Genomic DNA, 25,730 nt, shown 5'->3' with positions numbered 1-25,730 from the left:
AGCGATGATAGATGACGGAAATGTGACCCGCTTGCACAGCACAGCAAAGAGATATCCTCACTGTGGGAGTTTAGGCGCTTCAACGGCAGATTTTGTCAGCGGTTGAGAAGCCGCAGAGTATTGCACCAGCAGCATCCCCATAACGATTAATGCGACGCCTGCTATCCGTCCTAGCGTTGCAGGCTTGACCACCAGCCCCATCAAACCAAAATGATCGATAATCAGCGATGCCACAACCTGACCCGCAATCACACAGACAATAAAGCCTGAAGCGCCGAGCTTTGGCGTCAGCAATAATGCGGCGGTGATATAAGCGACGCCCGCCACGCCCCCCAGCCAAATCCACCATGGCCCCTGCAAAGCGGGACCAATCGTAGGCGCCGGTATCCGAGCAGCAAATAGGACCGGTAACAGCACACAAATACTGACCAACAGTGAAACCAGCGTAGCCCACAGTGGATGGCCTAACGCGCGCCCCAGTACCACATTGCTGGCAGCCTGAAAAGGCACAATGCTCCCAGCAAGCGCAGCAATACCCAGCGGCAGCAGTAATGAGAGAGAAAAAGAAGAGAATAACGACATAGAACCTCCTCGTTCACGCGATAACGTGCACAACATAATTAGGATGTCCCAATACTCAACCATCCATTAAAATAATGAAAATTCGTAATTCATACAGAAGGTATTCGTATAATGGATGATTTGCGTCGTATCGATATGAATCTGCTGTTAACGCTGCATGCGCTGTTGACGGAAAAACACGTCACGCGGGCAGCGCTGCGTCTGCACCGCAGTCAGCCTGCCGTCAGCCATTCACTATCACAGCTTCGCCAGATTTTTAACGATCCGCTGCTAGTCCGGCGTGAAGTTGGCCTGACGCTGACGACCCGCGCTCAGGCGCTACTCGATCCGCTGGAACAGGCGCTGGATCAGTTGAACGGGCTCATCCAGACACCGCAGTTCGATCCGCGCCATACCACGCGGCATTTCCGTTTAGCGCTCTCCGATTACGGTACGAATGCCGTCTTGCCAACGCTCATGCAGCATCTGCGCGCGCAGGCACCCGGCATTTCGCTGGCCGTCAGTCATGCCGGTCGTGAAATGATGCTGGCACAGTTGATCGATGGAGAAATCGACTTAGGTCTCGGTGTTTTCCCCACACGCCCACCCGAGGTGCACGCCGAGCTTCTCTTTGAAGAGCAGTTTGCCTGTCTGGCCGACCATGCCACACTGCCAGAAAACGGTACGCTGTCGCTTGAGGCATGGCTGGAGCGGCCACATGTTCTGGTCACCATGCATCCTGATTCTGCCAATGAAGTGGACAACACGCTGGCTGCAAGCGGCCTGTCGCGTAATGTGGTGCTAACGCTGCCACACTGGCATGCCGCCATCAACCTCATTGCCGGTACTGATCTGATTTTAACTGCCGCGCGACGTAGCATGGCGCGGGTTAACACGCCTGATTTACACATTTTTCCACCGCCATTCCCAATACCCGATTTTGCCTTCCAGCAGGTATGGCACACACGACGCGAGAGCGATCCTGCACATCGCTGGCTGAGACAAGCCATTTGGGAACGTTGTCAGGCGGCAAATTAAAAACATCGATTCAAAAAAACGAAAAACCCGCAATAAAGCGGGTTTGGTGAGCGATCCGTATTTATTGACAGGACGCTATAGCAGGAAAGCGCGGTTAACGGCGTTCCAGAATTTCGAAGCAGTAACTGTGTGAGTTGCGCTCATCAGCATCATGGAATTCGCTGAAAACAGACTGCCATTCATCCGGCTCGTAGTCAGGGAAATGCGTGTCGCCTTCCACTTCAGCATCAATGTGCGTCAGGTAAAGACGGTTAGCCTGCGCCAGCATTTGTTGATAAATACTGCCGCCGCCAATCACCATCACTTCCTCAACGTCACCCGCCGCCGCCAGCGCAGCATCCAGCGAAGAGACCCAGGTCACACGATCGTCATCACCGGGATGATTACTGACGACAATGTTCAGTCGGCCGGGCAGCGGCTGACCGATAGAACGGAAAGTATTACGCCCCATAATAATCGGCTTATTCAGCGTATTACGCTTAAACCATGCCAGATCGGCGGGCAAATGCCACGGCATCGCGTTTTCCATACCGATTACGCGATCCACTGCCAGTGCAGCAATCAAACTAATAACCATGGTGAAAAAACCCTGTAGGTCAGAAAATTGCTGACACTATACGGAAAGCCCTTTCGCTCGTCGATATAGATACGAGACCGAAACGTAATATAAGAGTTTTATACTCCCGGCCGTTTGCGGTAGAGCCAGATTCCCGGTAAAGACAGGCCGATAGAAAGCGCGCCAACGATAAAACTCGCTTTCAGGAAATGCGTCACCATGACGTTCATCAGCGCCTCGCTGTAGCCAAGATGCGAAATTTCCACTACCGAAATCATCGCCGTGTAGGCAGAAATCCCTGGAAACATCGGGATTACGGCCGCGACGGTAAAGACTTTCGGATGCGCTAACAGCCAACGTGACCAACGAATACCGATGATACCAATCAGGATCGCTGCCAAAAACGATGCCCACTCAATATTCATACCGAAGTGGACCGCCAAAAACCGTACGCCGTGCCCGACGCCGCCCAGCAGCGCACAATAAGGCAATGCTCTTAGCGGAACATTGAAGACCATCGCAAACCCTAACGCCGGAACAGCCGCCAGCACCATATCCTGCAAGAGCGCCCATAGTAAACTTAAGCCCATCCGCGTAACCCCCACAGTGATAACGCCATCACTACACCGATACAGGTTGCCAGCGTCAGTAAACTCGCCACCGTCCAGCGCGCCAGACCGGTATTCACGTGCCCTTTAAACATATCCGCCACGGCGTTAATCAGCGGAAAACCAGGAACCAACAGCAGCACGCTCGCCGCCATCGCCACCGTAGAGGTTTGAGAAAAAACCGGTAAACGCATCAATAACCCAGATGCCGACGTGGCGACGAACGCAGTAATGCAGAAGTTGATCAACGGATTCAGGTGCCGAGCCGTAAAGATCTGCCGAACGTACATCGCCAGACCGCTGGCAATCAGCGTGACGATAAACGCGTCCCACCCGCCGCCATTCAAACGGCTGAAGCAGCCGCAGGAGAGCGCCACAACGGAAACCATCAGCCAGCGCGGGTAGCGCAAGGGTTTGATGTTCCCCAGACGCTTTTCTACACCCGCCACATCCAGCAGTTTATGCTCGGCCATGATGACCGCATGCTGAACTTCAATGACAACGTGCATGTTAATGCCACGGTCCACATTCTTTCGTGTTGACGTCAGGCAATGACCTTGCATGATGGTGGTCAGGACAATCGAGTTTGCCGAAATGGAACTCTCAACGCTATCAGCACCCAGCGCTATGCCCAGCCGTGATGATAGCTGCTCCACGACCATACTCTCTGCGCCATGCTGTAATAGCAGCAGTGCGCACTGGATGCACAGCCGGGTGATTTCCCGCTGCTGTGGCGCTTCACCCATCCGTTTTGTATTACTTAGTAATTCACGGTTCTCACATTCACTGACCATGTTGTTATCCCAATCCGCCCCTGAAATTAACCACAAAAAATGAAAGGATAATTGTTAACATATCACCGACGAATAACCAATAAGCATGATGCGAATTCATTATTCTGGCGCTATCATTTCAACCATTCTGACTCCTTTCGCCCTCTGGAATGACCATGCTAGAAACATCGCTGTTTGTCGCCACCATCGCCACGCTGGGAATGCTTTCTCCCGGCCCGGACTTTTTCCTCATTATCAAGAACGCCACACGCTATCCACGCGTCGCCGCGATGATGACTGCGTTTGGCGTAATCTGCGGCGTTGCAACCCATATGGCGTACTGCGTCGCCGGATTGGCCGTCGTCATCACGACGACGCCGTGGCTATTTAATGTACTGAAATATGCTGGCGCCGCCTATCTAATCTGGATCGGTATTCAGGCATTATTCGCGCGCGGTGGCAGCAAGATGGATGTATCAACTCAGGGGCAACAGAGCGTCAGTCTGAAAAAAGCGTTCCTGCAAGGTTACCTCTGTAACCTGCTTAATCCAAAAGCGACACTGTTTTTTCTGGCAGTATTCACACAGGTCCTGAATATTCACTCTGGTTTCGGTGAAAAGTTGTGGTATGCCATGATTATCTGGCTGCTCGCGGCCATCTGGTGGCCAGTGCTGGTGCTGCTTTTCCAAAGTGAGCCGGTGCGGCGTGGGCTAGCTAAGGTACAGAAACTGGTGGATAAACTGCTGGGCACGGTGCTTATCGCCTTGGGTATCAAAGTCGCGCTGGGTTAACATTCAAAACGCTCCCCAGTAAAAAAGCCAGCGCTGTTGCCAACGCTGGCCTCCATTATCGACTTACTGCCTACCGAAGTCGGTCAATCAGCCTTTCATCATCGCATGCATTTCCTGCACGGAGGTCACCTTCTCCGTCGGATCGGCCGTCAACGACATTGCCGTGGCGAAACCACCGTTCAGCGTGGTGTCGTAATGCACCTTGTATTGCAGTGCGCTACGGCGAATCAGCTTGGAGTCTTCAATCGCCTGACGCCCTGCGGTGGTGTTGACGATGTAGGTGTACTCGCCATTCTTGATGCGGTCCTGAATGTGCGGACGGCCTTCATGCACCTTGTTCACCAGACGTGGATTAATACCCGCTTCACCCAGTTCAATGGCCGTGCCGTGCGTTGCATCCAGTTCGAAACCGTGCTTCAGCAGCTTGGCCGCGAGATCGACCACGCGAGCCTTATCGCCTTCACGTACCGACAGCAGCGCGCGTCCGGTCTTCTTCATGTGCGAATTGCTACCCAGCATCGCTTTGGCAAACGCTTCAGCAAACGTGCGGCCAACGCCCATCACTTCACCGGTCGAACGCATTTCTGGCCCCAGAATCGGGTCAACGCCTGGGAATTTGTTAAACGGCAGCACCACTTCTTTGACTGAGTAGTACGGCGGGATAATCTCTTTGGTGACGCCCTGTTCAGCCAGCGTTTTGCCTGCCATCACGCGTGCCGCGACTTTCGCCAACGGAACGCCCGTCGCTTTCGAGACAAACGGTACGGTACGTGCCGCACGCGGGTTCACTTCAATCAGATAAACTTCATTATCCTTCACCGCAAACTGCACGTTCATCAGGCCGCGCACGCAGAGTTCAAACGCCAGTTTTTCAACCTGCTGACGCATCACGTCCTGAATCTCTTTGCTCAGCGTGTAGGCTGGCAGTGAACACGCCGAGTCACCGGAGTGAACCCCAGCCTGCTCAATGTGCTCCATAATGCCGCCAATCAGTACACGTTCACCGTCACAGATCGCATCAACATCGACTTCGATAGCATCGTCAAGGAAGCGGTCTAACAACACTGGCGCATCGTTGGACACGCTAACGGCGGTCTGGAAGTAACGACGCAGGTCAATTTCGTCATACACGATTTCCATCGCGCGGCCGCCCAGAACATAAGAAGGACGCACAACCAGCGGGTAACCGATGCCACGCGCTTTTTCTACCGCCTGCTCAATCGTCGCTACCGTCGCGTTAGCAGGTTGCTTCAGCCCCAGACGGTTAACAGCCTGTTGGAAACGCTCACGGTCTTCTGCCCGGTCAATCGCATCCGGGCTAGTACCGATCACCGGCACGCCTGCCGCTTCCAGCGCGCGCGCCAGTTTCAGCGGCGTCTGACCACCGTACTGCACGATAACGCCTTTCGGCTTCTCGATACGGACAATTTCCAGCACGTCTTCAAACGTTACCGGCTCGAAGTACAGACGGTCAGATGTGTCATAGTCGGTTGAAACCGTTTCAGGGTTACAGTTGACCATGATGGTTTCATAGCCATCTTCACGCAGCGCCAGAGAAGCGTGGACGCAGCAGTAGTCAAATTCGATCCCTTGGCCAATACGGTTTGGTCCGCCGCCCAGTACGATGATTTTGTCACGATCCTGACTCGGATTCGCTTCACACTCTTCTTCATACGTGGAGTACATGTAAGCCGTATCGGTCGCGAATTCTGCCGCACAGGTATCGACACGTTTGTACACTGGGTGCAGATCGAACTTATCGCGCAGTTTGCGAATTTCGCTTTCCGCCACGCCAGCCAGTTTCGCCAGACGCGCATCGGCAAAGCCTTTACGCTTCAGCATACGCAGGAAGTCAGCATCCAGCGCGGTGGCGCCTTTTTCTGCCACTTGCTCTTCCAGACGTACCAGCTCTTCAATTTGCACCAAGAACCAGCGATCGACGTTAGTCAGGTTAAAGACACCATCGACCGACATCCCCGCACGGAAGGCATCGGCGATGTACCAGATACGCTCGGCACCGGCATCTTTCAGCTCGCGGCGAATTTTGGTCAGCGCTTCTGGGTCGTCTAAATCGACTTTCGGATCGAAGCCCGTTGCGCCCACTTCCAGCCCACGCAGCGCTTTTTGCAAGGATTCCTGCTGTGTGCGACCAATTGCCATCACTTCACCCACCGATTTCATCTGCGTGGTCAGACGGTCGTTGGCACCGGCGAATTTTTCAAAGTTGAAACGTGGGATCTTGGTGACAACGTAGTCGATAGCCGGTTCGAAGGACGCTGGCGTACGGCCACCAGTGATGTCGTTCATCAGTTCATCGAGCGTGTAGCCCACCGCCAGCTTGGCTGCGATTTTTGCAATCGGGAAGCCCGTCGCTTTAGAAGCCAGTGCGGAAGAACGCGATACGCGCGGGTTCATTTCGATAACAATCAGACGACCGGTTTTCGGGTTCACCGAGAACTGGACGTTAGAACCACCGGTTTCTACGCCGATTTCACGCAGTACCGCCATCGAAGCGTTACGCATGATTTGATATTCTTTATCGGTCAGCGTTTGTGCAGGTGCGACGGTGATGGAGTCACCGGTGTGGATACCCATCGCATCGAAGTTTTCGATGGAGCAGACGATGATGCAGTTGTCGTTCTTATCACGCACCACTTCCATCTCGTACTCTTTCCAACCGATCAGCGATTCATCAATCAGCAGTTCTTTGGTTGGCGAAAGATCCAGCCCGCGTTCGCAGATCTCTTCAAACTCTTCGCGGTTGTACGCGATACCGCCACCGGTGCCGCCCATCGTGAAGGAAGGACGGATGATGCACGGGAAGCCCACATCAGCCGCCACGGCGAGCGCTTCTTCCATCGTGTGCGCAATACCGGAACGCGCGGTGTCCAGACCAATCTTCTTCATCGCGACGTCAAAGCGGCGACGATCTTCTGCCTTATCAATCGCATCCGCCGTTGCACCAATCATGGTGACGCCGAACTCGGCCAGCACGCCCTGACGTTCCAGCTCCAGCGCACAGTTCAGCGCGGTCTGGCCGCCCATCGTCGGCAGCACCGCATCTGGACGTTCTTTTTCAATGATTTTACGCACCACTTCCCAGTGAATCGGCTCGATGTAGGTCGCATCGGCCATTTCTGGGTCAGTCATGATGGTTGCTGGGTTGGAGTTCACCAGAATAACGCGGTAACCCTCTTCACGCAGCGCTTTACAGGCTTGTGCTCCCGAGTAGTCAAACTCACACGCCTGGCCGATAACAATCGGGCCGGCGCCCAGAATCAGGATGCTTTTAATATCTGTACGTTTTGGCATTGTCTCGCTCCTGATTATTTAGCGGAAGAACGGTAAGTCTGAATCAAGTCAATAAAGTGGTCGAACAGCGGCGCAGCATCATGCGGGCCAGGGCTCGCTTCTGGGTGCCCTTGGAAGCTGAACGCTGGCTTATCCGTGCGGTGAATCCCCTGAACCGTGTGATCAAACAGGGATTTGTGCGTGACGCGCAGCGTGTCAGGCAGATTATCTTCATCCACCGCAAAGCCGTGGTTCTGTGCGGTAATCATCACGCAGTTGTTATCCAGATCTTTTACCGGATGGTTGCCACCGTGGTGACCCAGCTTCATTTTGATGGTCTTCGCACCGCTTGCCAGCGCCAGCAGTTGGTGACCCAAGCAGATACCGAATACCGGAATATCGGTTTCCAAGAAGGTTTTGATCGCGCGAATCGCGTAGTCACACGGCTCTGGGTCGCCCGGGCCGTTAGAAAGGAAAATACCGTCTGGATTCAACTTCAGCACATCTTCAGCCGGCGTCTGCGCCGGAACCACCGTCAGGCGGCAGCCGCGATCCACCAGCATACGTAAAATGTTGCGTTTCACACCGTAGTCATACGCCACAACGTGGTAAGGCAGTTCACTTTCATTTTTCGCCGCAGGCAATTCACCTTCCAGCGTCCAGCTTCCCTGTAACCAGCTGTAGCTTTCTGCCGTCGTCACTTCTTTTGCCAGATCCATGCCCTTCAACCCTGGGAAGGCTTTCGCTTTCTCCAGTGCGACAGCGGCATCTGGTGCATCGCCCGCGATGATGCAGCCATTCTGCGCGCCTTTTTCACGCAGCAGACGGGTTAATTTACGGGTATCAATATCAGCAATGGCGACGATGTTGTTGCGCTTGAGGTATTCAGACAGGCTTTCTTCACTACGGTAATTGCTGGCAGTCAGAGGTAAATCGCGAATAACCAGACCTTGAGCCTGTACAGAGGGGGATTCTTCATCGTTGGCATTGGCGCCGACATTACCGATATGGGGATAAGTGAGAGTGACAATCTGGCGGGAATAGGAAGGATCAGTAAGGATTTCTTGATAACCGGTCATCGACGTATTGAAGACCACTTCCCCCACTGCCGATCCTTCTGCCCCAATGGCCCGACCGTGGAATTGGGTTCCGTCTTCCAGAACCAATAGCGCTGACTTAATCAAAACACCCTCCAAGGAATAAACAATCACGTTATTTGCATATTAATTCAGATTCGAGCCACTAAATCAATGCAAAAACTACCTGTAAGGCCAATTTTTGGCAAATTGGGCGCATTTTAATGATGGTCTTCCTGATTGTCTACCCAAACCGCTTTTTTTCTCTTATTTTTATGCTTTCCGAAATAAATCGCTGCCCACTGACGTAAAAAACCACATCAACTTAGGTAAGTAAACGGTTGCGAGGCAACATCGTTAAAATAAGGATAACAAATCACCAGCAAAGGACATTTCAGGAGTAAAGGGGAAGTATTGCCGCGAAAAAACCGAACAAAACACGAATAAAAACATACAAGGAGAAGAAATTAAAACGTAACCATTAAAAATAAAGGTGATCATTAAAATAACCACCTTTATCAGTATGATATGATTATTTATAAATAGTTAAAAACTATAAATCATCCAGAGAAAGCACATCTCTCATATCAAAAACACCGCTTTCTTTCGAACCAATCCAGATAGCCGCTCTTACTGCACCATTAGCAAACGTCATGCGGCTGGATGCCTTATGGGTAATCTCAACACGTTCGCCAATATCCGCAAACATCGCCGTATGTTCACCGACAATATCGCCCGCTCGCACGGTCGCAAAACCAATGCTTTTCGGATCGCGTTCGCCGGTATGACCTTCACGCGCATACACGGCACAGGATTTCAGATCGCGCCCCAGCGCATCGGCAATCGCTTCGCCCATTGCCAGCGCGGTACCAGACGGCGCATCCACCTTATGCCGGTGATGTGCTTCAATGATTTCGATATCAGTATAATCGCCCATGACCTTGGCCGCTTTTTCCAGCAGCTTCAGCATGACATTAACGCCAACGCTGAAGTTCGCTGCAAACACAATCCCGATATCCTGCGCAGCCTGCTTAATCGCCGCCTTCCCTGCGTCATCAAAACCGGTTGTCCCAATAATCATGCCCTTACGGTGCTGACGGCAAAAGGCCAGATGCGCTAATGTGCCTTCCGGGCGAGTGAAATCGATCAAAATATCGAAATCATTCTGCACGACATCCAGGCTTTCATTCACGGTAATACCGTTTTTACCCAGCCCAGCGAGTTCGCCGGCATCGCTGCCGAGCAGAGACGAACCAGAACGTTCCAGCGCCGCGCCCAATACCACGCCGTCCATTTGCTCGATGGCCTGAATCAGCTGGCGTCCCATACGGCCGCCCGCGCCGACAACCGCAATACGGATGGATGAATCCTTCATAATGTCTCTCTCTTTTTGATCCTGACGACATAAAAATAACATCAGGTTAACGGGCACTGCGCACTATCGCCAGCGGATTTACCACCAGATTAGAAAATACTGTTTGAAGCCGCAGAAAATCAGCAAAACTGTCTCACCACAGACAGCAGAATCGCGTCTGGAAGCGATAAAAAACCGTGAGGCGTTTGAAGACATGCCGAGAAGGTCAAAAATAAACCACATGACATAACGCATAAAAATTCATTTTTATGCATTAACATTTTCATGAGTGAATACAGGAAGGGAGAATACAGAGAGGAATAACAGCGGTAGAGCGGAAACCCTACCGCAGAAACAACATTAATCTACCTGTTTGACTTCAACACGCAGCTCTTTCGGCACTTCAAAGACAATGTTTTCTTCACGTCCCTGCATTTCAACGGCAACCTTGCCGCCCAACGCTTTCAAACGCTGAATCACCTGTTTTACTAGGATATCCGGTGCGGATGCGCCTGCGGTTACCCCAACATGCGAAGCACCTTCTACCCATGACTCTTGGATATCTTCTGCTGAATCAATCAGATAAGCCGCTTTACCTGCTCTCTGCGCCAATTCAGCAAGACGGTTAGAGTTTGAGGAGTTTTTAGAGCCCACAACAAACACGACATCCGCTTTATCCGATAAATGGCGAACGGCTTCCTGACGATTGGTCGTGGCATAACAGATATCATCTTTACGCGGACCGACAATCTGTGGGAAACGCTCACGCAGCGCATCAATCACCGCATAGGTATCATCAACAGAAAGCGTGGTTTGCGTCATAAAACACAGGTTGCTTTCATCTTTTACCTGTAGCTGCCAGACATCCTCGGGGGATTCCACCAGATACATGCCACCATCCGCATTGCTGTACTGACCCATCGTCCCTTCAACTTCAGGGTGTCCGGCATGACCAATAAGAATCGCTTCTATACCTTTCTTACTGGCTCTGGCCACTTCCATATGTACTTTGGTTACCAGTGGGCAGGTGGCATCAAATACCGTCAGGTCACGATTTTTTGCTTCATTCCGTACCGCTTGCGAAACACCATGCGCCGAGAAAATCAGAATCGCGCCGTCCGGCACGTCTTCAATCTGCTCAATAAAAATGGCGCCACGTTCGCGTAATCCGTTAACCACATAGCGGTTATGCACCACTTCATGACGGACGTAGATCGGCGTACCAAACAGCTCTAGCGCACGTTCCACAATGCTGATAGCACGATCGACACCGGCACAAAAGCCGCGTGGATTAGCCAGCAGGATCTGCATGAGCCACCTCCTGTTGTACGGGATCGATATCCAGCACGTCGAGATCGAAGGTAATCGCCTGACCGGATAGAGGGTGATTGAAATCCACAGTGACCGATTCCTCGGTCACATCACGGATAATCCCCGGCATATCATTTCCGGCAACACCACTGAACAGCATGATGGTGCCCACATCCGGCACACCGGTCTGAGCGAAATCACGACGCAGGAAGAATTGGATCAGGTTCGGATTGGTCGGCCCAAAGGCCGACTCCGGCGGCAGCGTAAACTTGCGTTTATCGCCACGCTTCAATCCCAACAGATTTTGTTCCAGCGCATCAGACAGGCTGCTATCGCCAAGGCGGAACAGCGCTGGTTTGCCGCGCTCACGCGTAGACTCGGCAATGGAGCCATCCTCCAGCGTGAGAATAAAATGCACCAGCAGCGCGCTGTTGTGCTGCACAGTCTCGGACATCAGTGACCCTTTTGCTTAACGGTATCAGTATCATCATGCGTACTGAAAAACCCTTCCAGTACAATGAGCGCTGCTCCAATACAGATGGCGGTATCAGCCAGGTTAAACGTGGCAAAGTGCCAGTCGCCGACATAGAAGTCGATGAAATCGACGACAAACCCATGCCATGTCCGATCAAACAGATTGCCCAATGCGCCGCCGATAATCAGCGAATACGCAATGTTATTCAACCGCTGTTTGACGCTGCCACGATACATCATCACCAACAGCGCCACCACGATAGCAATCGCAATACCGGCAAAGAACCAGCGTTGCCAGCCGCCTTTATCCGCCAGGAAGCTGAACGCTGCGCCGTAGTTACGGGCATAATGCAGATTCAGGGAAGGCATCACTGGCACCGTATCCCCCAGCGCAAAGTGGGCCAGAATCCACTGTTTGCTGCCAAGATCGATAACCAAAACCAGTACCGCCAGCCAGAGCCAGCGCAGTCCACTTGAACAGATCTTATTCATCAGACAAATTTACGCTCTTCGCCGTTACCGCCCACATTAGTCGCACAGCGACCACACACTTCAGGATGATCGGCATTGCTACCGATATCCGTCTCGTAATGCCAGCAGCGTGGACACTTGTGCCCTTCTGCCTCACTTAAGGCAATTTTCAGTCCGGTGAGTTCCGTTGCCTGCGCGCTATCCGGCGCATTTTCATAACGTTCAACTAGCGCTTTTGACGTCAACAGCGCAAAGTGCAGTTCATCACGCAACTGATTCAATTTATCGACCAAATTGGCATCAGCATACAGCGTGACGGCAGCTTCCAACGAACCACCGATGCGCTTGTCATTACGCGCTTGCTCGATGACTTTGTTCACTTCGCTACGCACTTTCAGAATATCCGCCCAGAACGCATCGTTCATGGTTTCTGCGCTATCCAGCGAGAACAGACCGTCATACCACTCTTCGGTAAAGACATACTGTGCTCTCTCGCCCGGCAGATAGCTCCAGATCTCATCCGCGGTGAAGGACATAATCGGTGCCATCCAGCGTACCAGCGCTTCTGAGATATGGTATAGCGCAGTCTGGCAGCTACGGCGTGCCACGCTGTCACCTTTGGCCGTGTACTGACGATCTTTAATGATATCCAGATAGAACGATCCCATTTCGATCGAGCAGAACTGCATCAGGCGTTGCACTACGCGGTGGAAATCATAGCTTTCATACGCGTCGAGGATCTCTTCCTGCGCCGCTTTCGCACGGCCGACCGCCCAGCGATCCAGCACCACCATATCTTCTGGTTTCACCATATGTTGCTGTGGATCGAACCCATTCAGGTTAGCCAGCAAGAAACGCGCGGTGTTACGGATACGACGATAGGCATCAGCAGAACGTTTCAGGATCTCATCAGATACGGCGATTTCACCAGAGTAATCCGTTGAACCGATCCACAGACGCAGAATATCAGCACCCAGCTTATTCATCACGTCCTGCGGACTCACGGTATTCCCGATCGATTTAGACATTTTGCGGCCCTGACCATCAACGGTGAAACCGTGAGTCAGCACCTGACGGTAAGGGGCTTTGCCCTTGATCGCCGTGGAGATCATCAAGGAAGACATGAACCAGCCACGATGCTGGTCAGACCCTTCCAGATACATATCCGCCGCGTGGCCGCCGAATTCAGGGCGAACATCCACGACAGACGCGTGCGTCGATCCAGAATCAAACCATACGTCCAACGTGTCCGGCACTTTGACGTAGTTGTCAGCGTCTGCGCCCAAGATATCGGCCGGATCGAGATCCCACCATGCCTGAATGCCGTCGGCTTCAACACGTTTGGCCACGGCTTCAATCAGCTCAGCGGTGCGCGGATGCAGCTCTTCCGTCTCTTTATTAACGAACAGCGACATCGGTACGCCCCAGGTACGCTGACGGGAGATACACCAGTCAGGACGGTTGGCGACCATCGCTTCGATACGCGCCTGACCCCAATCTGGGATCCACTGCACGCCTTTGATTTCAGACAATGACTGCTTACGCAGGCCTTTCTGATCCATGCTGACAAACCATTGCGGCGTAGCACGGAAAATGATCGGCGACTTATGACGCCAGCAGCACGGGTAGCTGTGCTGTAATTTCTCTACGTGCAGCAACATGCCTTTTTCACGCAGAATTTCAACGATCAGATCGTTGGCTTTAAAAACGAACTTGCCGTCCAGTTCAGGATACGTGCCGCTCAGGTAACAACCGTTCGGCCCAACCGGATTAGCGATTTCCAGATTGTATTTCTGGCTGATCACATAGTCGTCAGGACCGTGACCACCGGCGGTATGCACCGCACCGGTACCCGCATCCAGCGTCACGTGCTCGCCCAGAATGGCGGGGACGTCGAAGTTCAGGAACGGGTGTTTGAAACGCAGCAGTTCAAGATCCGCGCCTTTACAGCCGCCCAGAACGCTCCACTGCGTCACGCCGACGCGCTTCATCACGCTTTCAACCAGATCGGCAGCCAGAATCAGCGCCTGACCGTCAATTTGCACCAGTTGATAATCGAATTCCGCATTCAGTGAGATCGCACGGTTTGCTGGCAGCGTCCACGGCGTCGTCGTCCAGATCACCAGCGAAACAGGGCCCTCTACGCTACTCACACCAAACTTGGCTAATACCGCTGCCACGTCGCTGGCGTTAAATGCCACATCAATGGATGGAGAGGTTTTGTCGTAATATTCGACTTCGGCTTCCGCCAGTGAAGAACCGCAGTCTACGCACCAGTGAACGGGTTTGGCGCCCTTGTGCAGGTGACCATTTTCAATGATGCGACCCAGCGCACGAATAATGTTCGCTTCGGTTTTGAAATCCATTGTCAGGTAAGGACGATCCCAATCGCCCAGCACGCCGAGACGAATAAAGTCGGCTTTCTGACCGGCAACCTGCTCTGCCGCATATTTGCGACACTCTGCGCGGAATTCCGCAGCGCTGACTTTCTCACCCGGCTTACCGATCAGCTGTTCTACTTTCAGTTCAATCGGCAGACCGTGGCAGTCCCAGCCCGGCACATAAGGGGAATCGTAACCAGAAAGGCCTTTCGATTTAACGATAATATCTTTCAGAATCTTGTTAACTGAGTGACCAATATGAATACTGCCATTCGCGTACGGAGGGCCATCGTGCAGAATGAAAGTCTTCTTTCCCTTCTTCGCATTGCGAATAATCCCGTACAGATCCTGCTCATACCAACGTTTCAGCATGTCAGGTTCGCGCTTGGCCAGATCGCCACGCATCGGGAACCCTGTTTCCGGTAAGTTCAGGGTAGTCTTATAGTCACTCATTAGATTCTCGATTTCGTTTCGGCTAGAAAAATTAAACCGGTGTCTTTAACCCGAAAAACGTTCGGGCTGTCACCACATCATCGGCGATTTGCTGTTTTAACGCATCGAGCGAAGCAAAACGCTGTTCATTACGGATCTTTTTACGCAGTACGACTTCAATATGACGCCCATAGAGGTTCATCGTCACGTCCAGCAAATGCACTTCAAGCTGCTGGTGTTGATCACCGTTTACGGTCGGACGCGTGCCAATATTGGCGACGCCCGGCAGCGGTTCGGGCCCCAGCCCATAAACGCTGACGGCATACACGCCGCTGACAGGGGAAACCTGACGTTTCAGCGGCAGATTGGCAGTAGGAAACCCGATGGTTCGCCCCAATGCTTTGCCATGTTCCACACGTCCGGAAATGCTGTAAGGATGGCCCAGCAGGCTTTGCGCCAGCTCAAGCTCATCACGACTGAGCGCTTCCCGCACCGCCGTGCTGCTAACCCTTTTACCGCCATTACAGAACGAATCGGTGCTGATGACATCAAATCCCGACTCACGTCCAGCCTTCTGTAATAACAGGAAATCGCCCTGACGACCAGCCCCGAAGCGGAAGTCATCCCCCACCACCAGAAAATTCACGCCCAATTTCTTCACCAGCAGGGAAGAAACAAACGTCTCGGCATCGTTGGCGGCAAACTGTGGATCGAATCTGACGCACAGCAGATAGTCCACGCCGGCCTGCGCCAGATATTTAACCTTGTCACGCAAACGCGTCAGACGAGCGGGCGCTTTTTCCGCCGCGAAGAGCTCCAGCGGCTGTGGTTCAAAAATCATCACCATCACCGGCAGCCCACGAGCGCGTCCTTCCTGCTTCAGTCGTTCAAGCAGCATTTGGTGTCCGAGGTGCACGCCGTCAAAATTACCAATAGTGAGCACACAGCCGTAATGGTGTGCCCGAAGATTGTGTATACCGCGAATTAGCTGCATGGCTGGCCCAGAACAAAGGGTTAATATTATGGAAATCGGCGGATTATACCTTGTACAGCGAGTAAGGTTAACCCGCGATTCGCGCCTTTTGCCGCCACTGTGGAAATCGTACCAACATTTGCACGTTTTTTAGCGGAATCCTCGATGAATGACGCCCAGACGCAGAATATCCAGATAGCCGATGCCCTGCACAATCCGACTTTACCGATGGCAGACAGGGTTTTATCACATTCAGGATGAATTTCTGCTGCGAAAGGCTGTATTCCACCGCGTGAAGCTGCTAAAATCCTGCGCCATCACAACGTAACAAGTGTCGACGTACAAACGACGCTTATTTGCACAAATCCATTGACAAACGAAGGCTAAACGAGCATATTCCACGGCCTTTGAATTGTCCTCGATTGAATATATTTGGGAGTTGGACCTTGGCTAATATCAAATCAGCTAAGAAACGCGCCGTACAATCTGAGAAGCGCCGTAAGCATAACGCAAGCCGTCGCTCTATGATGCGTACTTTCATCAAGAAAGTATACGCGGCGATCGCGACTGGCGATAAAGAAGCGGCACAGAAAGCGTTTAATGACATGCAACCGATCGTGGATCGTCAGGCTGGTAAAGGCCTGATCCACAAGAACAAAGCTGCACGTCATAAATCCAATCTGGTTGCGCGCATCAACGCCATGCAATAATCACGCACCTGCGTGTTGTTGCTAAGAAAAAACCGGCTCAGGCCGGTTTTTTTGTGTCTGTCGCATCACAGAAGAGCGCAGAGAAATCCGCGTTACACACACGCTGTACCGCCGGATGTTGGATCATTCTGGCCGCAAAGATCGCGTAATACTCGTCCTGAATGTTCTCGATCCTGCCGATCTCGACAATGTCGCCCTGCTGGTAGATTTCATTGGCATACAGCGATGGCGCAACGAAAATGGCGTCATTATTAATGCCGAACGCGGTCATCAGCGCCGCATCATCAAATTCCCCCAAAATGTTCACCTGAATATTCTGCGCAGTAAACCAGTTCAGCAGTTTCCGTCCCAGCATAGTTCGCCGCCCTGGAATCAGTAACTTACGCTGTTCAAGGCAGGCAGGAAAAGCGTTTTCGGGCTGAGGACGTTTACAGTAAAAGCTTACGCCACACTCGCCCAACTTGATTGAAAATAGCCCTTCCTGCTGCGTTGAATCCACCGGACAATCCGACAAAATCATATCCAGCTTATGCTGGCTCAACTGCTCCAGCAGCATTTCGTGCGTCGACTCAAAACAGCGCAAATGAATATGCTCCTGTTCCGTCACGACCGTTTCCAGCACCCTACTCACCAGCCGTTTGGACAATGCATCTGCCACACCGACATCGAATAGCAGGTTCGATTCTTTGCGGTAGTTCACAATATCCAACATTTCCTGGCTGAGCTGGAACATGCTATCCGCATAGCGAAAAACAAGTTGCCCCAGCTCTGTCGGTTCCAGCCCCCGTCCCTTGCGCTTGAAGAGCTTACCTTGCAGACGCTCTTCCAGGCATTTGATCTGTCCAGTAATAGTCTGCGGCGTTAAGAACAGCGTTTCTGCCGCACTGACAACGGAGCCGGACTTATAAACCTGCCAGAAATAATAGAGATGATTAAAATTCAAATGAGACACACCCGCCCCCTCTTCGCGCCTCCGGCATAGCATCAGCCCTTACACGGCTGTACCGCCTTGTCCAGCGTAGGCAACACCCCGCGCAGTGCCAGATAGCCGAGCAGCGCCGCCAGACCTGATGCCAGCAAGGTTGCCAGCTTGGCATAGGTAATCAATTCCGCATCGCCGCCGGAAAAGGCCAGCAGCGTAATGAATATCGACATGGTAAAACCGATACCACACAGTACGGACACCGCCACGATCTGGTTAAAACGGACGCCAACGGGCAGACGCGCGTAACCCAATCGGATGGTTAGCCAACTGAACAGGGTAATACCCAGCGGCTTGCCAATCAGTAGCCCAGTTACAATACCAAGACTGAGTGGTGAGAACAGTTTTTCCAGCACAATTCCCTGTAACACAATGCCTGCGTTAGCGAAGGCAAACAGCGGGATAATAAGAAACGCGACCCACGTTTGTAAGCCATGCTCCAAGGTGATTGCCGGAGATGTTTCCCCGTCGGACGTACGCAAGGGAATAAAGAATCCGACGATTACCCCAGCCAGCGTCGCATGAACGCCACATTTCAGGATGCAGACCCACAGGACCATCCCCACCAGCAAATAGGCAGATGTTTTCCTGACCTTTTGCCTGTTCAAATAGGCAAGCGCGGCAATCGCCAACACCGCACCACCCAGCGCAGGCCAGAAGATCTGCTGCGTATAAAACAGGGCAATGATCAGGATAGCCCCCAGATCGTCAATGATCGCCAGCGCCAGCAAGAAGACTTTTAACCCTGCGGGAACACGCTTGCCCAATAGCGTCAGCACACCAATGGCGAACGCAATATCCGTTGCAGCGGGAATCGCCCAGCCAGGACGCGTCACTTCATCATTCGCGTTGAAAAGCAGAAACAGCAAGGCGGGAAAAACCATTCCGCCTACTGCCGCCGCCAATGGCAACATCGCCTGTTGACGGCTGGCTAGTGTGCCTTCAACCAGCTCTCGCTTCACTTCCAGACCTATCAGCAGGAAGAAAATCGCCATCAGACCATCATTAATCCACAGCAGCAGATTCTTATTAATTTCCAGTGCGCCAAAGCGCATTTCCACTGGCATCATCAGGAACTGTTGATAACCAGCAGCAGTAACAGACCAATTGGCAAACGCGAGCGCGAAAACCGTTGCCATCATCAGCATCATGCCAGCCGCCGCATCCAATCCGATAAAACGGCGAATCATTGTTATCATTGACTTCATCTCCTATCAGGCGCGAACACCAATACCGTACGTCCGCTTTCTTGCTGGCAAGATTACGCAATCTAACTACTCGTTAAAAGCAGATTAAAACTGGCTTAATCATCGTAAAAAACGATCTATTGAATTGAGGCTATCTGGAGGAAGGAATGAAAAATGTTTGGAGCCTTTTCAACGTGCACAGCAACGGCCGCAAGATGGCGGACAGGTGCCAATCATAAAAAAACCAGCGGGTTTACCCCGCCGGTCTTTTGATTACACGTTAACGATAAGCTATTAACGGGTTAAATCGTCGAAGAATTTCTTCACGCCATCGAAAAAGCTTTTCGAACGCGGGCTGTTTCTTTCACCGGACGGGCCGCCGAAACTCTCATCGAGCTCTTGCAGCAGCTGTCTCTGACGTTCGTTCAGATTAACTGGCGTTTCGACCACTACACGGCACAGCAGATCGCCCTGCGCACCGCCACGTACCGATTTCACACCTTTGCCGCGCATACGGAACAGTTTGCCGGTTTGCGTTTCCGCAGGCACTTTCAGCTTCACGCGGCCATCCAGCGTCGGGACTTCAATCTCACCGCCTAATGCAGCCATCGCAAAGTTGATCGGCACTTCGCAGTACAGATTATTTTCTTCACGCTGGAAGATCGGGTGCGCTTTAACCTGCACCTGAACGTACAAATCACCTGACGGTGCACCGTGATCGCCTGCTTCGCCTTCACCAGACAAGCGAATACGGTCGCCCGTGTCCACGCCAGCTGGAATTTTCACCGACAGCGTTTTGCTCTTCTCTACACGACCATGACCGTGGCATTTGACGCACGGATCTTTAATGATCTTACCGCGCCCATGACAGTGCGGACACGCTTGCTGCACGGTGAAGAAGCCCTGACGCATCTGAACCTGACCATTGCCATGACAGGTTGGACAGGTGATCGGAGAGCTACCCGGCTTCGCGCCGTTACCGTGGCACACATCACACTCTTCCAGCGCGGGAATTCGGATCTCTTTGGTGACGCCACGTACCGCTTCTTCCAGCGTCAACTCCATGTTGTAGCGCAAATCGGATCCACGGCTCGCACGCTGACGGCGGCCACCGCCAAAAATGTCCCCGAACACGTCGCCAAAAATATCACCAAAATCGGCACCGCCGCCGCCAAAGCCACCGCCGCCTCCGCCCATACCACCTTGCTCAAACGCCGCATGGCCGTACTGATCGTAGGCGGCGCGTTTTTGCGAGTCGGTAAGGATCTCGTAGGCTTCTTTGATCTCTTTAAACTTGGCTTCTGCCTCGCTATCACCCGGATTGCGATCGGGGTGGTACTTCATTGCCAGACGCTTATAGGCTTTCTTTATCTCGCGCTCATCCGCGCTTTTCGAAACGCCCAGGCTTTCGTAATAATCTTGCTTCGCCATTTCTTTTCCTGCCCTCAACATGCGTGCACGGGCGCAGAGTTTCCTCGACGCCCGTGCTGATTGCCAGCAATAGCCTTGTGGCTGCTACTGCGCCCGCTCAAGGGCGATTACTTTTTATCTTTTACTTCTTCAAACTCAGCATCAACGACATCGTCGTCGCGACGAGCAGAGGCATCATCAGCGGCACCTTCAGGCCCTTGCTGTGGTTGAGACGCTTCCAGCAGCTTGCCGGAAACCTGAACCAGCGCCTGCATTTTCGCTTCGATTTCTGCTTTGTCTTCGCCTTTTAGCGCGCTTTCCAGCGCTTTCAGTGCATCGTCAATGGCAGCTTTATCGTCAGCGGCCAGTTTATCGCCCGCTTCTTCCAGCTGCTTACGCGTGCTGTGCAGCAGATGATCGCCTTGGTTGCGTACCTGAACCAGCTCTTCAAACTTACGGTCAGCTTCAGCGTTCGCTTCTGCATCACGTACCATTTTCTGGATTTCTTCTTCGTTCAGACCAGAAGATGCCTTGATGGTGATTTTCTGCTCGCGGCCGCTGTTTTTGTCTTTAGCAGAAACATGCAGGATACCGTCGGCGTCGATGTCGAAAGTGACTTCGATCTGCGGCATACCACGCGGTGCAGCCTGAATACCATCCAGGTTAAACTGACCCAGTGATTTGTTATCGTGCGCACGCTTACGCTCACCCTGCAGAACATGAATCGTTACCGCAGACTGGTTGTCTTCCGCCGTTGAGAACACCTGACTGTGCTTAGTCGGGATCGTGGTGTTCTTGGCGATCAGCGCCGTCATCACGCCGCCCATGGTTTCGATACCCAGAGACAGCGGGGTTACGTCCAGCAGCAGAACGTCTTTCACGTCACCAGACAGAACACCGCCCTGAACCGCAGCACCGATAGCAACGGCTTCGTCTGGGTTCACGTCTTTACGCGGCTCTTTACCGAAGAAATCAGCGACTTTCTTCTGTACCAGAGGCATACGCGTCTGCCCCCCCACCAGAATCACGTCCTGAATTTCAGAAACGGACAGGCCAGCATCCTTCAACGCCACTTTCAGCGGCTCCAGAGAACGGTTAACCAGCTCTTCTACCAGTGATTCCAGTTTCGCACGGGTCACTTTGATATTCAGGTGCTTAGGACCTGTAGCATCCGCCGTGATGTACGGCAGGTTAACGTCGGTCTGCTGAGCAGAAGACAGCTCGATCTTGGCTTTTTCTGCCGCTTCTTTCAGACGTTGCATCGCCAGCGGGTCATTGCGCAGGTCGAAACCTTGCTCTTTCTTAAATTCGTCAACCAGATAGTTGATCATGCGGCTATCGAAGTCTTCACCACCCAAGTGGGTATCACCGTTGGTCGCCAGCACTTCAAAGGTTTTTTCGCCATCAACTTCGTCGATTTCGATGATGGAAATATCGAACGTACCGCCACCCAGATCGTAAACTGCGATAGTGCGGTTGCCGACTTCTTTATCCAGACCGTAAGCCAGCGCTGCCGCTGTCGGTTCGTTGATGATACGTTTGACTTCCAGACCCGCGATACGGCCGGCATCTTTGGTCGCCTGACGCTGTGCATCGTTGAAGTAAGCCGGTACGGTGATAACCGCTTCGGAGATCGTTTCACCCAGATAGTCTTCTGCCGTTTTTTTCATTTTTTTCAGCACTTCAGCTGAAATCTGCGGCGGAGCCATTTTCTGATCTTTCACTTCCAGCCATGCATCGCCATTATCTGCCGCGATAATTTTGTACGGCATGATGTTGGCATCGCGCTGAACTTCTTCGTCTTTGAAACGACGACCAATCAGACGCTTGATAGCAAACAGGGTATTTTTTGGGTTGGTCACTGCCTGACGTTTAGCCGGTTGGCCAACCAGAGTTTCGCCATCTTGCGTATAAGCAATAATTGAAGGCGTGGTGCGATCGCCTTCGCTATTTTCCAGTACTTTTACCTGCGTACCGTCCATAATCGCGACACAAGAGTTGGTTGTACCCAGGTCGATACCAATAATCTTACCCATCTAAACATCTCCACTAAAAAGTCATATTCGGTGTGGTGGTTAAACCTACTGTGCGGGCGAAATGTCATTTTTCAACAAGATTTTTCGTTTTCCAACGACACACCCTCGTTTTCATCAGCAGCACACGTTTCATTGTCATGCTAACCACCGATGTAACGGCCCGACACACGCCTTCGCGGCAGGTCAAACTGTTTCGGTTGGAAATAAGATGGGGCCAACATTTCTATCATCAAGGGGGGAAGATGAAAAAAAATGACCTTTATCCCTCGTACGATCAAACTATTCTGCCTTCCCCATGTTGTGTCCATTCCAAACGCCCGATATGATGCCGCGCTCGCCGCAAAAATGGGGACATTTCCCTACACAATGGCGGGCAATAACACCTAAACGACACCTATCCCAACGTGATTGGCGCATTCGCTAACCTTAATGCTGCGCCCGACGCGAAGGGACTATTAATAATCTGTTATTGCAGAGGATTTATGAGCACGAACACGTTGGCAAATCCTGGTCCATTAGGACTGATGGGCTTCGGGATGACCACTATTCTGTTGAACCTGCACAACGCAGGCTTTTTCCCACTTTCTTCCATCATTCTCAGCATGGGTATTTTCTACGGTGGTATTGCCCAGATTCTGGCTGGCCTGCTGGAATATAAAAAAGGGAATACGTTTGGCGTGACCGCATTTACGTCTTATGGCGCATTCTGGCTGACGCTGGTTGCCATTCTCATGCTGCCAAAAATGGGTCTGGCGGAAGCCAGCGATGCTCAGTTCCTTGGCGTGTTCCTTGGCCTGTGGGGCATCTTCACGCTGTTTATGTTCTTCGGTACATTCGGCACCAACCGCGCACTGCAATTTGTCTTCGGTAGCCTGACCGTATTGTTTGCTCTGCTGGCCGTGGGTAACTTTACCGGCAACCACGCGCTGCTGACCTTCGCGGGTTACGAAGGTATCATCTGTGGCGCAAGCGCAATTTATCTGGCCATGGCTGAGGTTCTGAACGAGAAGTTTGGCCGTAGCGTCCTGCCAATCGGTTCATGTGGCGCGTCCCACTAAGTGCTGATGTAAGATAATTTCTGATGCGGTAAGCACTCACCGCGTTAAATGCTAACGAGCTCTGTCACCTGACAGGGCTCGTTTGTTTTTGATGATGACGCGTTTTTAATGACGGTACGTTTTAAGAACGAGACAACGCGCTTAAACCTCAACAGGCGAACGATCCCGCGCGTCGTTATCGGCCACAGCATGCGAGTCGGCATCCAGATCGCGCTGCAAATATATCCCCAGCAGCAATCCTACTGCGGCTAGCGTCAGCACATAAAATGCCGGTGCCAGCGGCGTTGCCTTCATAATCAGCGTGACAAAGACAGGCGTAAGTCCGCCGAAAATGGCATAGGAAACGTTGTAGGAAAAAGAAATCCCTGAGAACCGCACCGCAGCCGGAAACGCCCGCACCATAACATACGGCACACCGCCCACCACGCCAACGCTGAGCCCTACAATCGCATAGCTGACAAAAAGCAGCGTCGTACTATTTGCTGCCGAGCTGTAGAAGAACCAGCTACAGGCGGCCAGCAACAGGCTACCCACCATGAAAAGCTTGCTGGCGCCAACGCGGTCAACCAGCCGCCCCGCACCGACGCAGCCCACCATTAATGTAATCGTTGCCAAACAGTTTGCCTGCAACGCCAGCGCGGCAGGAATCCCGTGGACTTTTTGCAGGTAAGTCGGTGCCATCAGAATAACCACGACGATGCACGCAGACAGCAGCCAAGTCAGTAGCATAGAAACCACAACCGCACGTTTATGGTTTAAGACAACAGATTTCAGCGGCAGCTCTTCCGCCAGCTTTTTCTGTGCCTGCATTTCCATAAAAATAGGCGTTTCCTGCAACCAGCGGCGCAGATACATGGCAACAAGGCCGAAGCCCCCACCGATGAAGAACGGCAGCCGCCAGCCGCCGCCCGACATCTGCTCCGGCGTGAGCATCGTATTCAGCAGCGTTGCAATCAACGAGCCCAGCAGAATCCCCATCGTCAACCCAGCAGTCAGCGTGCCGCAGGCAAATCCGATGCGGGCGCGAGGCACATGCTCCGAAACAAAAACCCACGCACCGGGGACTTCTCCACCGATTGCAGCCCCTTGCAACACACGCATCAACAGCAGCAGCAGCGGCGCAGCAATACCAATAGCTTCATAGGTCGGCAGCAGGCCCATTGCCAGCGTCGGTAGCGCCATCAGCAATATACTGAGGCTGAACATTCTCTTACGTCCGCTTTTATCACCAAAGTGGGCCATGATGATGCCCCCAAGCGGACGGGCCAGATAGCCTGCGGCGAAAATACCGAACGTCTGTACCTGCCGCAGCCATTCAGGAATATCCGGCGGGAAGAAGAGATCGCCAATCACGGCAGCAAAGAAGACGAAAATAATAAAATCATAAAACTCTAACGCGCCACCCAGCGCAGCCAGAGACAGCGTTTTATAGTCCTGCCGGTTCAACCGGCGAGGATTGGCGTGTTGATCCTGAGTCATAAGATACCGTGCATTGCCAGAGTGAAAAAATCCACCACAGTGTGTAAAGTAGAAATTACTATATCGGCAAAATTTTTATACACCAGCAAAGCTGAATCTTATGTTTCAAATCGCCTAATTTCAGTCTTTTATTTCGCGCACGGCATTTTTAGGGCGAAAAGCTGCTACTACATCGGGATTGGTCTCGATGTAAGGGCCTTCCAGCAGTTGGATACAATACGGTACGCTGGCAAAAATACCGGCCACAATCACCTTGCCATCAGCGTCTTTTAAACCTTCCAGTGTTTCCTTAATCGACTTAGGTTGCCCTGGCAGATTGAGAATCAGTGCCTGTTTACGCAGCACACCCACCTGGCGAGAGAGAATCGCGGTAGGAACAAAGCGCAGGCTGATCTGCCGCATTTGCTCGCCAAACCCCGGCATTTCTCGATCGGCAACGGCCAACGTGGCATCCGGTGTGACATCACGACGAGCAGGCCCTGTTCCTCCGGTCGTCAGCACCAGATGACAGCCGCGTTCATCAACCAATTCACACAGAGTTTGTTCAATCATCGGCTGTTCATCAGGCACCAGCCGGGTTTCCACTGCAAAAGGCGTGGTCAGGGCGCTACGGAGCCAGGATTCCAGTTCAGGGATGCCTTTATCCTGATAAACCCCGTTGGAAGCGCGGTCAGATACGGAGACCAAACCAATACGCAATACGTTCATGAGCACCTCAGTCTAAATAAAACACCAATTTTATCAGGATATTGAACGCTTTTAGCAAGCAATTAGCTTT

22 protein-coding genes are annotated in these 25,730 nt (G+C 52.4%); 4 read left to right on the top strand and 18 right to left on the bottom strand.

From position 1 onward, the window contains the following. Nucleotides 1–57: 57 nt before the first annotated feature. Nucleotides 58–582 (bottom strand): DMT family transporter, encoded by a 525-nt coding sequence (locus H0247_RS04715; RefSeq protein ID WP_180741496.1) that lies wholly within the window; start codon nucleotides 580–582, stop codon nucleotides 58–60. Between the two features lie 111 nt (nucleotides 583–693). Here H0247_RS04715 and H0247_RS04710 point away from each other — a divergent pair, with 111 nt between their 5' ends. Then, the gene (locus H0247_RS04710) at nucleotides 694–1,599 is read left to right on the top strand and encodes a LysR family transcriptional regulator (protein ID WP_180741495.1); all 906 of its coding nucleotides are present in this window, start codon (nucleotides 694–696) and stop codon (nucleotides 1,597–1,599) included. A gap of 94 nt (nucleotides 1,600–1,693) precedes the next feature. Here the strand turns inward: H0247_RS04710 and folA are convergent, their stop codons facing one another. From folA to H0247_RS04695, 3 genes are all read right to left on the bottom strand, one after another. Continuing rightward, a complete protein-coding gene (folA, locus tag H0247_RS04705) occupies nucleotides 1,694–2,176 on the bottom strand; it encodes a type 3 dihydrofolate reductase (protein WP_010299774.1) in 483 nt (160 codons plus the stop codon). 98 nt (nucleotides 2,177–2,274) lie between these two features. After that, nucleotides 2,275–2,745, bottom strand: coding sequence for a threonine/serine exporter (locus tag H0247_RS04700; protein WP_180741494.1), 471 nt, complete (start codon nucleotides 2,743–2,745; stop codon nucleotides 2,275–2,277). Then, on the bottom strand, nucleotides 2,736–3,509 hold the full coding sequence (locus tag H0247_RS04695) for a threonine/serine exporter ThrE family protein (protein WP_180741715.1): 774 nt from the start codon (nucleotides 3,507–3,509) through the stop codon (nucleotides 2,736–2,738). Before H0247_RS04695 ends, H0247_RS04700 begins: the two co-directional genes overlap by 10 nt. A 203-nt stretch (nucleotides 3,510–3,712) precedes the next feature. Between H0247_RS04695 and H0247_RS04690 the strand changes: the two genes are divergently transcribed. Beyond that, nucleotides 3,713–4,327, top strand: coding sequence for a LysE family transporter (locus tag H0247_RS04690; RefSeq protein WP_180741493.1), 615 nt, complete (start codon nucleotides 3,713–3,715; stop codon nucleotides 4,325–4,327). An 87-nt stretch (nucleotides 4,328–4,414) separates the two neighbouring features. On the opposite strand, the gene carB is transcribed toward H0247_RS04690, so the two are convergent. The 8 genes from carB to ribF all read right to left on the bottom strand — a co-directional run bounded on the left by carB (nucleotide 4,415) and on the right by ribF (nucleotide 16,111). After that, nucleotides 4,415–7,639: a carbamoyl-phosphate synthase large subunit gene (carB, locus tag H0247_RS04685; RefSeq protein WP_180741492.1), complete on the bottom strand. Its 3,225-nt coding sequence runs from the start codon at nucleotides 7,637–7,639 to the stop codon at nucleotides 4,415–4,417. A gap of 14 nt (nucleotides 7,640–7,653) precedes the next feature. After that, nucleotides 7,654–8,802 carry a glutamine-hydrolyzing carbamoyl-phosphate synthase small subunit gene (gene carA, locus H0247_RS04680; RefSeq protein WP_180741491.1) on the bottom strand — a complete coding sequence of 383 codons (1,149 nt, stop codon included), beginning with the start codon at nucleotides 8,800–8,802 and terminating at the stop codon, nucleotides 7,654–7,656. 445 nt (nucleotides 8,803–9,247) lie between these two features. Further along, a complete protein-coding gene (gene dapB / locus H0247_RS04675; RefSeq protein ID WP_180741490.1) occupies nucleotides 9,248–10,069 on the bottom strand; it encodes a 4-hydroxy-tetrahydrodipicolinate reductase in 822 nt (273 codons plus the stop codon). 339 nt (nucleotides 10,070–10,408) lie between these two features. After that, the gene (ispH, locus tag H0247_RS04670) at nucleotides 10,409–11,359 is read right to left on the bottom strand and encodes a 4-hydroxy-3-methylbut-2-enyl diphosphate reductase (protein ID WP_180741489.1); all 951 of its coding nucleotides are present in this window, start codon (nucleotides 11,357–11,359) and stop codon (nucleotides 10,409–10,411) included. After that, nucleotides 11,340–11,813: an FKBP-type peptidyl-prolyl cis-trans isomerase gene (fkpB, locus tag H0247_RS04665; RefSeq protein WP_180741488.1), complete on the bottom strand. Its 474-nt coding sequence runs from the start codon at nucleotides 11,811–11,813 to the stop codon at nucleotides 11,340–11,342. Before fkpB ends, ispH begins: the two co-directional genes overlap by 20 nt. Then, complete coding sequence (gene lspA, locus H0247_RS04660) at nucleotides 11,813–12,328, bottom strand: signal peptidase II (RefSeq protein ID WP_180741714.1); 516 nt, start codon at nucleotides 12,326–12,328, stop codon at nucleotides 11,813–11,815. The genes fkpB and lspA overlap by 1 nt, the downstream gene beginning before the upstream one ends. Continuing rightward, nucleotides 12,325–15,138: an isoleucine--tRNA ligase gene (gene ileS / locus H0247_RS04655; protein ID WP_180741487.1), complete on the bottom strand. Its 2,814-nt coding sequence runs from the start codon at nucleotides 15,136–15,138 to the stop codon at nucleotides 12,325–12,327. The genes lspA and ileS overlap by 4 nt, the downstream gene beginning before the upstream one ends. Nucleotides 15,139–15,169: 31 nt before the next feature. Then, a complete protein-coding gene (ribF, locus tag H0247_RS04650; protein WP_180741486.1) occupies nucleotides 15,170–16,111 on the bottom strand; it encodes a bifunctional riboflavin kinase/FAD synthetase in 942 nt (313 codons plus the stop codon). A gap of 425 nt (nucleotides 16,112–16,536) precedes the next feature. On the opposite strand from ribF, the gene rpsT reads away from it, so the two are divergent. Next, on the top strand, nucleotides 16,537–16,800 hold the full coding sequence (rpsT, locus tag H0247_RS04645; protein WP_010681770.1) for a 30S ribosomal protein S20: 264 nt from the start codon (nucleotides 16,537–16,539) through the stop codon (nucleotides 16,798–16,800). Nucleotides 16,801–16,837: 37 nt separating this feature from the next. Here rpsT and nhaR read toward each other — a convergent pair whose 3' ends face one another. The 4 genes from nhaR to dnaK form a co-directional block, all read right to left on the bottom strand. Continuing rightward, complete coding sequence (nhaR, locus tag H0247_RS04640) at nucleotides 16,838–17,752, bottom strand: transcriptional activator NhaR (RefSeq protein WP_180741485.1); 915 nt, start codon at nucleotides 17,750–17,752, stop codon at nucleotides 16,838–16,840. 32 nt (nucleotides 17,753–17,784) lie between these two features. Beyond that, on the bottom strand, nucleotides 17,785–18,981 hold the full coding sequence (gene nhaA, locus H0247_RS04635) for a Na+/H+ antiporter NhaA (protein ID WP_180741484.1): 1,197 nt from the start codon (nucleotides 18,979–18,981) through the stop codon (nucleotides 17,785–17,787). A 282-nt stretch (nucleotides 18,982–19,263) separates the two neighbouring features. Further along, nucleotides 19,264–20,400, bottom strand: a complete 1,137-nt coding sequence (gene dnaJ / locus H0247_RS04630; RefSeq protein WP_180741483.1) for a molecular chaperone DnaJ — start codon at nucleotides 20,398–20,400, stop codon at nucleotides 19,264–19,266. A gap of 107 nt (nucleotides 20,401–20,507) precedes the next feature. Then, the gene (gene dnaK, locus H0247_RS04625) at nucleotides 20,508–22,415 is read right to left on the bottom strand and encodes a molecular chaperone DnaK (protein ID WP_180741482.1); all 1,908 of its coding nucleotides are present in this window, start codon (nucleotides 22,413–22,415) and stop codon (nucleotides 20,508–20,510) included. A gap of 482 nt (nucleotides 22,416–22,897) precedes the next feature. On the opposite strand from dnaK, the gene satP reads away from it, so the two are divergent. Beyond that, nucleotides 22,898–23,473, top strand: a complete 576-nt coding sequence (satP, locus tag H0247_RS04620) for an acetate uptake transporter (RefSeq protein ID WP_015841790.1) — start codon at nucleotides 22,898–22,900, stop codon at nucleotides 23,471–23,473. A gap of 141 nt (nucleotides 23,474–23,614) precedes the next feature. Here the strand turns inward: satP and H0247_RS04615 are convergent, their stop codons facing one another. Together H0247_RS04615 and mog are read right to left on the bottom strand one after the other, a co-directional pair. Next, complete coding sequence (locus H0247_RS04615; protein ID WP_180741481.1) at nucleotides 23,615–24,952, bottom strand: MFS transporter; 1,338 nt, start codon at nucleotides 24,950–24,952, stop codon at nucleotides 23,615–23,617. A gap of 120 nt (nucleotides 24,953–25,072) precedes the next feature. After that, nucleotides 25,073–25,660 (bottom strand): molybdopterin adenylyltransferase, encoded by a 588-nt coding sequence (gene mog / locus H0247_RS04610; RefSeq protein ID WP_180741480.1) that lies wholly within the window; start codon nucleotides 25,658–25,660, stop codon nucleotides 25,073–25,075. Nucleotides 25,661–25,730 lie beyond the last annotated feature (70 nt).

The organism is Pectobacterium sp. CFBP8739, assembly GCF_013449375.1.
Taxonomy (GTDB): domain Bacteria; phylum Pseudomonadota; class Gammaproteobacteria; order Enterobacterales; family Enterobacteriaceae; genus Pectobacterium.
The sequence above is the reverse complement of the archived record's forward strand: the minus strand, read 5'-3'. Positions and strand labels throughout refer to the sequence as shown.